Raw genomic sequence first — 11,649 nt, forward strand, 5'->3', positions numbered from 1 at the left:
TGTAAAACCATGCGGTTTCAATAGACTCTTATAGTTGTTTTGATGTATAGATTGATCCAGTGGTGTTGCCAACGGGCCAATATACCCTGCTCTACGTTGATGACGAACCGGCCCTCCTTGATATCAGTAAGGTGTTTCTTGAGCATTCGGGTACGCTCAGCGTCGAGACCGTGCCCTCCGGCCGGGAGGCGCTGGCCCGGCTGGACGAGGTGGCCTGTGACGCGGTCGTCTCCGACTACCTGATGCCGGAGATGGACGGCATCGAGCTCTTGAAGGAGGTCCGGCAGCGTTTTGGGGACCTTCCATTCATCCTCTTTACCGGGCGCGGCCGCGAGGAGATTGTCGTGGAAGCGCTCAACCGCGGTGCCGACGGTTACATCCAGAAAGGGGGCGACCCTGAATCACAGTTTGTCGAGCTCGAGCACCGGATCGTGCAGGCGGTGGAGGGCCGGCGGGCCATCCGGGCCTTGCGAGACTCGGAAGAACGCTATCGCGCCCTCTTTGAGGGGGCAAACGACCCGATATTCATCTTTGAGGGCGACCGGTTCGCCGACTGTAATTCAAAGGCCCTCAATGTTTTCCGGTGCACCCGGGAGTTTCTCATCGGGAAGAGGCCCTGGGATCTCTCAAACCCCATTCAGCCGGATGGTGTTCCGGCGCTGGCAAGCGCTGTCGAGAAGATGAAGGCGGCGTATGCGGGACAGCCGCAGTTCTTCGCGTGGCGGATCACTGCGCCAAGCGGGAAGGTCTACGATACGGAGATGAGCGTGAGCCGCGTTGACGTGAAAGGCCCGCCCCGCCTCCAGGCGATCGTCCGGGACGTCACCGCCCGGAAACTGATGGAGGCTGCTCTGATTGGTGTGAACCGGAAGATGCACCTCCTCTCCAGCATCACCCGGCACGATATCCTCAACCAGCTGACCATCCTCCAGGGCTACCTGGGGCTGGCACGGGACCAGGCAACCGATCCTGTTCTCCTGGATTACCTGGACCGGCAGAAGACGGCTATCGGGTTTATCCAGCGCCAGATTGCATTTGCCCAGGACTACTCGGGTCTGGGGGACCGGGGCCCGGAGTACCAGGACGTCGGCGAGTGCGTGGCCCGGGCGGCCGCGAACCTCCACTCCGTTCTCACCCTCATGACCGGGGTGGACGGGGTTGAGGTCTACGCCGATCCCATGTTCGAGAAGGTCTTCTACAACCTCTTTGAGAACGCGGTCCGGTACGCCGGGCCGGCCCCGGCGGTCAGGGTCCATTGCTCCTGCCGGGAGGAGAGCCTCGTCATCTCCGTCGAGGACGACGGTCCCGGTATACCGGCAGGCGAGAAAGAGAGGATATTCCTGCAAGGTTTCGGGAAGAACACCGGTCTCGGGCTCTTCCTCGTGCGTGAGATCCTTGCGATGACCGGGATCGTCGTCCGCGAGACAGGAGAGGCCGGGCAGGGCGCACGGTTCGAGATGCTGGTCTCCGGGGGTCACTGGCGGTTCCGGGATGCCGGTGTCCCGGCCGACCGCTGAACCCTCACCGCCGCCGGTCCCGCTTCGTCTCGACCCACCGCTTCCGCTTCCCGCACCGTTCGCACCGCTGCTCCCACTCGATGACGTTCGAGGAGTACTCGTCGTATCCCCGCTTCCTGCCCCAGCGGTGGAGCCCGATCCTGCAGAGGATGAGGCTGATGGTCGTCATGGTTCTCTCAACGTTGTCCCCTTCTGGCTGCATGAATGTTGCCCTTCGTCCCGGGGCAGGCGAGTTCCATGCCGGTTTTTCCTATCTCTGCATCTGGTAAGGTTTTTATGCCAGACTGTGAGATTGACTACAATTGCACGGAGGTAGTTATGGCGTTTGTCTACTACGGCCAGGGAGTGTCGTCCCTTTACCAGGACTTTGTGGAACGGCTGATGTCGCAGCTCGCGCTCAGGGGAACGGAGATCACGCACCAGAGTATCGGGGATACATCGTCGATGATGGATGTCCGGCATACCGGTGAGGAGGGGCGTATGGAGATCGCGGTCGACCGGGAGAACGTCCGGGTGAGTTATACCGTCGAGCGTCAACGCAAGGAGATCAAGAAAGGGCTCATGGGCGCCATCGCCGGGGCGGGCATAGGCAGCATCCTCGGCAGCGTCATGCGAGGCGAGCGGGACCTCGGCGACGCCATCGGCGGTGCGGCGGCCGGTGGGGCCTACGGGGCATACGACGGCTACGAGTCATCCCATGAGGAACGGACGGCGTTTGCGGAAGTGCTCGCGGAAGCGGTCAGGGACGTCGAGAACGAGCTCCAGGCGATCATCGAGGGGCAGGAGGAGGCGCGGGAGGCTCTCCGCGAGCGCGGCCGGCAGAAACGGGAGGAGGATCTCGCCCGGACGGAGGAACTGCGCGAACTCCTGGAGGAGCTCTACGGCGACCTGCTCGCTGTCCAGGAGGAGGTCGAGATTGCGGCCGCCGAGGGGCAGGACGTCAAAAAACCCCGGGCGCGGACGGACCGGGCCGAGGTCCTCTACGGGGAGGCGGAAGCGGCACTCGAAGAGGGCAACCACGCCGTCGTGAAGGCAAAGGTGAAGGCCGCCCGCGCCATGGTGGAGGGGGCAGAGGAACTTCTCGCGAACCTCGGGAACGAGTGAGGCCCGGCCGCTCCGGGGCCTCCTCGTCCCTCCCCCTCACGGGATGATCTCGCAGCTGTTGTACTTCCGGTGGTCGAAGTCCTCCATCCGGATCCTCCCCGCGTCGATGAGACGGCGGATCTCCGGGAGTGCTGCCAAGAGGGCAGAATAGAGGTTCTCCACCGTCCCGCAGACGACCCGCCGCCCCTCGTCGGGCCAGGGGCGGGTGATGTTCGAGTAGAGGCACCGGCCGCCGCAGAAGTCGAGGATGCCGCATGCCGTGCAGGGACCTCCGACGGTCGTCACCGGGAGGTGGAGGGGATCGGCGGTCGCAATATGTCCGACATAATAGTCCTTCATCCCGACCATGATGGGGCAGGGGGCGATATGCCCGTCGGTCATGATGCTGTAGTTCGCGTGGCCGCACCCGCACCGGAGCATGCTCGGCCGGGATAGCAGCATGTCCTGCACCGGGTCCATGAAGGGGTACCACCGGAGCACCCGGCCCTCTGTGCGCATCGTCTCGACCCAGAACGCGACGAGCGACCGGATGCCGGGGTTATAACTCTCCTTCACCCATGCGGCGTAGTCCCGCAGGTGGTAGTCGTTCCAGAAGTTCGCGTCCATCTGCCAGTGGACGGCCGGGAACGGGAAACGGTCGTTTGCCGTGAGGTAGCGGACGGCTTCCACGATATCGGTATCCTCGGTCACGGTCATCCGGGCGATCACCTCGCCGGCAAATCCGCCTGCCGCGAGAACCCGCAGGTTTCTCGTGATCCGACCAAACGTCCCCTCCCCGCGGTGAGCGTCGGTGAGCCCCTCGGGGCCGTCGATCGAGACCAGGATGGTGTCGAACCGGTTTGCGGTCGCGGGCTCGAGGCGGTCGAGGAGGGTCCCGTTCGTGTGGAGGATCAGGGCCGAGACCGGGGCATCGCGGGCGATCTCGCGGACGCGCTCGACGGCGAGGAGAGGTTCCCCGCCGTAGAAGGTCAGCACGGCATCGGGGTCCTTTGCAAGGAACCGGTAGAGATCGGCAAGGTCGATATCGAGGTCGACCGGGAGATCTTCGTCGACGGCGATGTCGCACGTCTCCGGGGGGTCGACGGTGAACGCCTTCCCCCGGCAGTAGGTGCAGCAGAGGTTGCAGTTGTCGGTCAGGATGAGATGATAGTACACGGGTGGTCTCGTACTATTTGGGCCGCCGGGCGAAAAAAATGTGGGGATCTAGGCCCCCTCTCCGCTGGTTTCCGGCTTACCATATCGGATAGTATAGATTCGACGTTTGAGAACGACCCGGCGCTCATGGGTCTTCACAGATCAAGAAACTCATCTTTCGTAAGGTGGGCCTGCTTCAGGATTGAGAGGAGTGTCCCTCGCGGGATAGGGTCGCGTCGGGGAACGATAACAAGCAGCTTGTTTCCGTCTCCCCCGATCTTATAGAGGGCTACATGACTTCCCTTTCCTCGACGGGGGGGCGTAGTCGAATCCGGCTGCCTTCGGTTTCTTTATGACGTCGTCGGAAGAGATCAGAGGCAGTTTTGTCATGCCTCAACCTCGATGACCGAGGTGAACTTACGGGGTGATTTCAGTATCGGCTCAAGATCCTGCAATATCCCGAGTTCTTTTGCATTCTCAAGGTAGAGTTCGATCGCTTCACGGATGTTGTCCAGAGCTTCCTCCGGCGTATCGCCGCAACTGGCGACCTCAAGTTCCTGGCACCTGGAGACATACGCCCCTTCTTCTTCCCAGATCAGGATGGTTAACCGTACCTTTGTCAATCATGTCACCTCCAATAATTAACAGTTCATTTGCTCTTTATATTATTCTTCTCACAGAAGTTCGAGCGGCAAGCAGATTAAGCAGATTCTACCTCCTGGTTATCTCCGGGTTAAATCACTGTATGCCTGTTCGTTGCCACCGGCCGCAAAAAAGAATACACCACAGGAGAAACCGACTCGTATGTCTGAAGCAAAAGAAAACCTCGCCGAACAGGTCATCGACCCCCGTGACCTCGTCGCCTACCAGCCGGGCTCGATCGTCAGCCGGATGCTCGTCTACACGAAGGCCGGCACCATCACGGTCTTCGCCTTCGATGCGGGTGAAGGCCTCTCGGAGCATACCGCACCTTACGATGCCGTCCTCCAGGTCCTCGACGGGGAGACCCTCGTCACCATCGCGGACAGGGAGTATCCCATGAAGGCGGGCGACCTGATCATCATGCCGGCAAAGATTCCCCACGCGGTCCACGCCGTTACGCGGTTCAAGATGATGCTGACGATGATCCACGCGTGACCTGCGCCGTTGCAGGTCACTGCCTTCAGGTTTTTATAGGTTGGTGACCCGTCTCCCCCCATGCGCACTCCACGAGAACCTCGCCCGGTGGGAGGTCCGGCACCTGCCGGCTACCTGCCCATATCAGACTACGGAATCATCGGCAACCTCAGGACGGCGGCGCTCGTCGGACGGAACGGCTCGATCGACTGGTGCTGCTTCCCGTACCTCGACAGCCCGAGCGTCTTTGCCGCCATCCTCGATACCGGGCGCGGCGGGCGCTTCTCAGTCTCGGCCGTGGGAGCAAGTTCCGGCGAGCAGGGGTATATCGAAGACACCAACGTCCTGATCACCCGGTTCACAACGGACACCGGGAGACTTGCCGTGACCGACCTGATGCCGCTTGCAGGAGAGATCGCCGGCCGCGGCGGGTCGCATGCCCCGCCGGTGATCATCCGCATCCTCGAGTGCGAGGAGGGTGTCGTGGATGTGGCGGTCGAATGGTCGCCGCGGTTCGACTACGCCCGGATCCAGACGTGGATAGAAGAGGTCCCGGGCGGGTGGCTTGCCACCGGCGGCGGCGAGGCGCTGTTTCTCTGCGGTCTTGAGAGCGACGAGAGCGACGCGAGCAGGCGGGATGCCACCCTTCGCGCCCGGTTTACGATGCGGAAGGGCGACCGGAGGCTCCTTCAGACCCGCTGGGGTCTTGAGGACATGACCTGCGATCCCACCCGCGCCGAAGCGGCGCTTGCCGGGACGGTCCAGGTCTGGCGGACCTGGGCGCACTACGAGGATCTGGCGCAGACACCGCGCTGGGCCGGGGAGTGGCTCCCCTATGTCACCCGGTCCGAACTGACCCTGAAACTCCTGACCATGGCCGACACGGGAGCGATCGCCGCCGCGCCCACGACATCCCTTCCCGAGGAGATCGGCGGGGTCCGGAACTGGGATTACCGCTACGCGTGGGTCCGCGACGCCTCGATGACGGCCCAGGCCCTGGTCTCCCTCGGCCACCCCCGGGAGGCGATTGAGTTCCTTCAGTGGATGGAGCGGACGGCCGAGGCGCACACCGGAGCGCGGCAGCCGCAGGTGCTTTTTGCGTTGCACGATGCAACGGCCGATCTCACGGAGATCGAACTTGAGCACCTGGAGGGCTACCGGGGCTCGCGCCCGGTCCGGGTAGGGAACGCCGCCGCCTACCAGTTGCAGCTTGAGATCTTCGGGGAGCTCGTCTCAACCGGCTACGAGCTCGCTCGCCGGGGCGTGAACCTGGGACCCGAAGCCCTCCGGTTCCTCTCTGCCGTCGCCGATTACGCCTGCAGGAGGTGGAAGGAGCCCGACCAGGGGATCTGGGAGATCCGGGGCCCGCCACAGCATTTCGTCTACTCGAAGGTGATGGTCTGGGTCGCTCTCGACCGGGCGATCTACCTCGCGGAGCACCACGGCCTCTCCGGCGACGTGGACCGGTGGAAGAAGGCCCGGGAGACCATCCGGGAACGGGTGCTCACCGAGGGATACGATCCCGAGGTGGGTTCGTTCGTGCAGGCGTTCGGGTCGAAAGCGCTGGATGCGGCCAATCTCCGCATCCCACTCGTGGAGTTTCTCCCCTTCGACGACGAGCGCGTGCAGGGGACGATCGATGCAACACTCGAATACCTGACGAAGAACGGCCTCGTCTACCGTTACCTCACCGACGACGGCCTCCCCGGCGGGGAGGGAGCCTTCGGCCTCTGCACCTGCTGGCTGGTGGACGTGCTGGCCCTGTCGGGGAGGGTGGAGGAAGCGAGGGAGATCTTTGATGGGATCGTGGCCCGGGCAAACACCGTAGGCCTTTTCCCCGAAGAGTTCGACCCCGAGACCGGGGAGTTCCTCGGCAACTTCCCGCAGGCCTACACCCACATCGGCCTCGTCAACAGCGCCCTGTACCTCGCGCATGCAGAAGGGCGGTGGGTCCCGGAGCACGCGCCGGCAGGCATCCCCCGGGAAGGGCTGCGGTGAGGCAGGGGGATCTCATTCTGCTGGCATCGATGCATGGTTTTTATGGCCACGCGTGACAACACGGCAATGATGGCTCCCTCTATCTCTCCCGACGAGTCGAGGACGACGGCGTGGCACGCTCTCCCGACAGATGATGTGGCCGGGCGGTTCGCTTCGCCTTCGGAAGGCCTCTCCGACATCGAGGCCGCCCGGCGACGGGAGATCTTCGGGGAGAATGCCCTCCCGCAGAAGCGGCCGCCGACGGTCTTTGAGGTCTTCCTTCGCCAGTTCATGAGCCCGCTCATCTACGTCCTCCTTGCGGCCGGGATCATTTCCATCCTCTTCGCCGACTTCACCGATGCGGTCTTCATATTCATCGTCATCCTGATTAACGCCGTCATTGGTACGTTTCAGGAAGTGAAGGCGGAGAGGAGCGCAACGGCCCTCCAGCAGATGCTCAGGATCTACGCACGGGTGAAGCGGGGCGGCCGCGAGGCGACGGTCCCGGCGGAGGACCTGGTCCCCGGCGACCGCGTTTCCCTGGAATCGGGCGACCGGGTCCCCGCCGACATCCGCATCCTCACGGCACGATCGCTCACCGTCGACGAATCGCTCCTGACCGGTGAGTCCCACGCGGTCAGGAAGAACCCTGATCCCGTGAATGCAGCCCTCCCTCCCGGCGACCGGCTGGGTATGCTTTATGCCGGCAGCACCGTCATGACCGGCCGCGGTAGGGGGGTCGTGGTCGCGACGGGCCAGCACACCGAGATCGGGCAGATCGCCGAGACGGTCACAGCATCGGAGACGGGCAAACCACCGCTCGTCCTCCGCATGGAGGATTTCTCCCGGAAGATCAGCATCGCCGTCCTTGCTGCCACCGGACTGCTCGCGATCATCGTCCTCGGCCAGGGGGTCCCTCCCCTTGAGGTCTTCTTCCTCGCCGTCGCGCTCGCGGTCTCGGCGATCCCCGAAGGGCTTCCGGTCGCCCTGACGGTCGCGCTCTCGATCGCTACGTCACGGATGGCGGGGCGGAACGTCATTGTCCGGTTCCTTGCGGCCGTGGAGAGCCTCGGGAGCTGTACACTGATCGCAAGCGACAAGACCGGCACCCTCACCGTGAACCAGCAGACCGCCCGTCTGGTCGTCCTGCCCACGGGTGAGGAGGTCTCTGTCATGGGCGCCGGGTATGTGGGTGAGGGGGAGGTCCTCGATACCCACGGCGCCCCGGTAGCCGGCGCTGCCCGTAGCCGCCTGGAGCGTCTGGCCCGGGCTGCGACGATAACCAACGAGGCCGCCCTGGAGCAGACCGATGAAGGAGACTGGGCTCACCGGGGCGACGCGATCGACGTGGCGTTCCTCGCGCTCACCTACAAGCTGGGGCTCGATCCGGCTCATATCCGCGAGAGCGCACCTCCCATTGTCGAGATCCCCTTCGAGTCCGAACGGCGGTATGCCGCCGTCTGGTATCCTGAGGGTGAAGAAGTCATGGTGGCGGTCAAGGGGGCTGTCGAGACGGTCCTCCCGTTCTGCCGGACCATGGCCACGGGGGAGGAAGGGAATGTCCCCCTCGACCCTGGCCGCGTGCAGGAGGACCTCGACAGCCTCACCTCCCGGGGATACCGGGTGCTCGCCGTGGCCCGTGGCCGTGCAGAGGGACCGGTCTCTGCGGAGAACCCCGAGCTGCCTCCCCTCGAACTCCTCGGCCTGGTCGGGTTCATCGATCCGATCCGGCCCGACGTCCCCGATGCCATCCGGCGGTGCCGTGACGCCGGGGTCGATGTGGTGATGGTGACGGGTGACCACCCCGCGACGGCCCTCGCCATCGCCCGGGAGCTTGCTATCGCGGCCTCTCCCGACGAGGTGATCACCGGCGCAGAACTGGGAGACGGCGAGATCGCGACATTCTCTGAGTTCGTCGACCGGGTGCAGGGTGCCCGGGTCTTTGCCCGGGTGACGCCGCTGCAGAAACTCCGGATCGTCGAGGCCTACCGGGAGAGCGGGGCCTTCGTCGCGGTCACCGGGGACGGGGTCAACGACGCGCCGGCGCTCCGGAGCGCGAACATCGGGGTCGCGATGGGTTCGGGGACCGATGTCGCCAAGGATACGGCGTCGCTGATCATCACCGACGACGACTTCGCCTCGATCGTCGCCGGGATCGAGGAGGGCCGGTACGCCTACGACAACGTCCGGAAGGTCGTCTATCTCCTGGTCTCGACCGGATTCGCGGAGGTGCTCCTCTTTCTGGTCGCTCTCCTCATCGGTCTGCCGTTACCGCTGCTCGCGGTCCAGCTCCTCTGGCTGAACCTGGTGACGAACGGTATTCAGGGGGTAGCGCTGGCGTTCGAGGGAGGCGAGCCCGGCGTCATGAACCGGCCGCCACGGAGGCCGGAGGAGGGGATCTTCAACCGGTTGATGCTGGAGGAGACGCTTCTCTCCGGTACGGTGATCGCTCTCATCGCGCTCGGTGCCTGGTATTGGTTTCTTTCATACGGGTGGGACGAGTTTGCGGCCCGGAACCTGATCGTCCTGCTGATGGTCCTCCTTGAGAACTTCCATGTCTTCAACTGCCGGTCGGAGTACCTCTCAGCTTTCCGTGTCCCGATAAGCCGCAACTACTTCCTGATCGCCGGTGTCGTCGCCGCACAGGGCATCCACATTCTCGCGCTCTATGTGCCCATCCTCCAGGACGTGCTCCAGTTGCAGCCGGTCTCCCTGCTTGAGTGGCTCACGTTGCTCGGCCTCGCCTCTCTCGTCGTGGTCGTGATGGAGATCTTCAAGGCGGTGAGGGAACACCGCCCTCCAGGTCACCAGACCGGGTACGGGGTCGGATAGACCTCCCACCGGTAGGGGAGGAGGACCTCGCCCACCCGGCTGCCGTCGGCAAGATCGGTCATGATGACGCTCCTCTTTGAGATCGTGTAGAGGGTCTCGTCCATGAAGAGCGACCGCTCTACCGCGTCGGGTGAGTTCCAGGCGTAGGAGGCGTCCCTCTCGGCATGGGCGACCGTGCCCACGAGAGTGAGCCCCTCCTCAGGGCTCACCCGGTAGATGTAGGCCCCCTGCCAGGTTGTGGTGGCATATGAGCCCGGATACCGTGACGAGGGATTCTCGATCCTTTTGACCTCGCTCACCGGGAGGACGAGGAGCCCCTTCTCCTCGATAAAGAGGAAGGCCTTGTGATCGCGAAGCGCGAGAGAGTCCGTCCCGGCCTCCCCGATCACGACGCTGTCGACCTGAACCGGTTTGTTCACGTCCGAGACGTCGAAGAGGGCAACCTTGAGGCCCGCGACCGAGACGCCGCCCCACTGGTTCTCGCTCGTCTCCTTCCCGACACCGATGATGTGGTCGGTCCCAATGGGGTGGAGGTAGTCGGAGTAGCCCGGGATCTTGAGCTCACCGAGGATGCCCGGGTGCTTCGGGTCCGAGAGGTCGATGACGAAGAGGGGGTCGATCTGCTTGAACGTCACCAGGTAGAGCCGGTCGCCGGCGAACCGGGCGGCGTAGATCCGCTCGTCCGGCGCGATATGTTCGAGTGTCCCGATGGTCCTCATCGCGGGATCGAGGACATAGACGTTGTTGTACTGGACCGACCCTTCCCGCGTCCATCCCTCGACGGTCGTTGCCACACGGAGGTTCCCCTCGTACTCGTCGAGCGAGAACTGGTTTAAGAGGTGCCCGGGGACCTCGCCCATCGCCCGGTAGTCGATCGCTCCCCGCTCGATCGCGAACCGGTGGATGATCGTCCGGTCACGGGTGCCGGTGCCGTCCGGCGGCGCCTCGAAGACTACGTCGCTGGAGACCGGCCCCATGTTCCGGTACCCGATGTAGAGGTTCTCCTGCGACGCAAAGAGGGTGGTGTCGTAGCCGAGGAGGAAGGTCTCGGCGTCGGGAGCGCCCGTGTCGTTCCGGACCGAGAAGCCGCCTGCGGTGTAGAAGACGTAGTTCTGCAGGGGACTTATCGGACGGTAGACGTCGGGCTGGATCGGCTCGCCGCTGCCGCCCCTCACCTCGGGAAGGGCGATCCTGTCCCGCACCCAGACCGGGGGCTCCTGTGTGATGGTGTAGACGTAGTCCCCGACCATCCGGGCGTCATAGTAGTTCCCGGTGAAGGTCACGTCGCGGACCCGCTCCGGGTCTTTTCGGTCGCTGATGTCGTAGACGTAGGCATGCGTCACCGTCCGCCAGACCGGGACCGGCGTTACGCTCCCTTCCACGGCGGTCATCTCCTCATCCGTCGTCGTGGCAAAGACCACCAGGCGGTCGCCGGCGAGGAAGAGCGCCTTCGGGCTCCCGTCGATCCGGGTCTCGGAGATGGTCTTCGCATCCTCCGGAGGGAAGGCCTCGATGATCACGAGCCTCTCGCCCGAGATGATGTAGATGTACTTCCCGTCGTTCTTCAGGAAGTCGGCCTCGTCCACGCCCTTCACCTGCACGTTCGTCGTGGAGTAGTCGCCGGCTGAGGAGGTCGGGGCGGACGTCGCCATCGGTGCCGGTGCGTAATCGCTTTCAGGCATGACGCCCCCGGTGGTCCGGGGGTAGCCGCTGCCGTTCCACCCTCCCTGTGCGTGTTCTTTCAGGAACGCTTCTATCTCCTCGTTCGATGCAAACTTCTGTAAATCTCCGTAGGCTTCTCTCCCCGCGTCCTCCGACGCGAAGGCGGTCCCGATGATCGCGGCGATCACCAGGCAGCCGATGGCGACTACCGTCGCCGGTTTCCAGTTCCCCATAGTCATCACCTTCCGTTGAAGGATGATGCACGCGCGGGGGTATCAGGTTTGCGTAACCTACGAATATTTTCGAA

The 11,649-nt window shown here is 63.9% G+C and carries 9 protein-coding genes; 5 read left to right on the top strand and 4 right to left on the bottom strand.

Going from position 1 to position 11,649, the window contains the following annotated elements; all coding sequences use genetic code 11:
* Positions 1-59 precede the first annotated feature (59 nt).
* Positions 60-1,517 carry a response regulator gene (locus PLN84_RS03930; RefSeq protein ID WP_300195380.1) on the top strand — a complete coding sequence of 486 codons (1,458 nt, stop codon included), beginning with the start codon at positions 60-62 and terminating at the stop codon, positions 1,515-1,517.
* A 4-nt stretch (positions 1,518-1,521) separates the two neighbouring features.
* Here PLN84_RS03930 and PLN84_RS03935 read toward each other — a convergent pair whose 3' ends face one another.
* On the bottom strand, positions 1,522-1,719 hold the full coding sequence (locus PLN84_RS03935) for a hypothetical protein (protein WP_292383064.1): 198 nt from the start codon (positions 1,717-1,719) through the stop codon (positions 1,522-1,524).
* A gap of 74 nt (positions 1,720-1,793) precedes the next feature.
* On the opposite strand from PLN84_RS03935, the gene PLN84_RS03940 reads away from it, so the two are divergent.
* Positions 1,794-2,621, top strand: coding sequence for a hypothetical protein (locus PLN84_RS03940; RefSeq protein ID WP_292383063.1), 828 nt, complete (start codon positions 1,794-1,796; stop codon positions 2,619-2,621).
* A gap of 36 nt (positions 2,622-2,657) precedes the next feature.
* On the opposite strand, the gene PLN84_RS03945 is transcribed toward PLN84_RS03940, so the two are convergent.
* Together PLN84_RS03945 and PLN84_RS03950 are read right to left on the bottom strand one after the other, a co-directional pair.
* Positions 2,658-3,776 carry a TIGR04084 family radical SAM/SPASM domain-containing protein gene (locus PLN84_RS03945; protein WP_292558847.1) on the bottom strand — a complete coding sequence of 373 codons (1,119 nt, stop codon included), beginning with the start codon at positions 3,774-3,776 and terminating at the stop codon, positions 2,658-2,660.
* Between the two features lie 365 nt (positions 3,777-4,141).
* The gene (locus PLN84_RS03950) at positions 4,142-4,378 is read right to left on the bottom strand and encodes a type II toxin-antitoxin system HicB family antitoxin (protein ID WP_292383059.1); all 237 of its coding nucleotides are present in this window, start codon (positions 4,376-4,378) and stop codon (positions 4,142-4,144) included.
* A gap of 181 nt (positions 4,379-4,559) precedes the next feature.
* On the opposite strand from PLN84_RS03950, the gene PLN84_RS03955 reads away from it, so the two are divergent.
* From PLN84_RS03955 to PLN84_RS03965, 3 genes are all read left to right on the top strand, one after another.
* Positions 4,560-4,892, top strand: a complete 333-nt coding sequence (locus PLN84_RS03955; protein ID WP_292383056.1) for a cupin domain-containing protein — start codon at positions 4,560-4,562, stop codon at positions 4,890-4,892.
* Positions 4,893-4,952: 60 nt separating this feature from the next.
* Positions 4,953-6,869 (top strand): glycoside hydrolase family 15 protein, encoded by a 1,917-nt coding sequence (locus PLN84_RS03960; RefSeq protein WP_292558846.1) that lies wholly within the window; start codon positions 4,953-4,955, stop codon positions 6,867-6,869.
* A 66-nt stretch (positions 6,870-6,935) separates the two neighbouring features.
* Positions 6,936-9,680 (top strand): HAD-IC family P-type ATPase, encoded by a 2,745-nt coding sequence (locus PLN84_RS03965; protein ID WP_292383053.1) that lies wholly within the window; start codon positions 6,936-6,938, stop codon positions 9,678-9,680.
* On the opposite strand, the gene PLN84_RS03970 is transcribed toward PLN84_RS03965, so the two are convergent.
* Positions 9,653-11,575 (bottom strand): beta-propeller domain-containing protein, encoded by a 1,923-nt coding sequence (locus PLN84_RS03970; RefSeq protein WP_292383051.1) that lies wholly within the window; start codon positions 11,573-11,575, stop codon positions 9,653-9,655. The genes PLN84_RS03965 and PLN84_RS03970 overlap by 28 nt on opposite strands.
* Between the last annotated feature and the right edge of the window lie 74 nt (positions 11,576-11,649).

The sequence above is a fragment of the Methanoculleus sp. genome, assembly GCF_035363275.1.
GTDB lineage: Archaea > Halobacteriota > Methanomicrobia > Methanomicrobiales > Methanoculleaceae > Methanoculleus.

Coding starts and splice junctions, on each gene's coding strand:
- PLN84_RS03940 (WP_292383063.1), top strand. CDS start 1,794: ATGCCAGACTGTGAGATTGACTACAATTGCACGGAGGTAGTTATGGCG.
- PLN84_RS03965 (WP_292383053.1), top strand. CDS start 6,936: ATGATGGCTCCCTCTATCTCTCCCGACGAGTCGAGGACGACGGCGTGG.
- PLN84_RS03935 (WP_292383064.1), bottom strand. CDS start 1,719: ATGCAGCCAGAAGGGGACAACGTTGAGAGAACCATGACGACCATCAGC.
- PLN84_RS03960 (WP_292558846.1), top strand. CDS start 4,953: ATGCGCACTCCACGAGAACCTCGCCCGGTGGGAGGTCCGGCACCTGCC.
- PLN84_RS03955 (WP_292383056.1), top strand. CDS start 4,560: ATGTCTGAAGCAAAAGAAAACCTCGCCGAACAGGTCATCGACCCCCGT.
- PLN84_RS03970 (WP_292383051.1), bottom strand. CDS start 11,575: ATGGGGAACTGGAAACCGGCGACGGTAGTCGCCATCGGCTGCCTGGTG.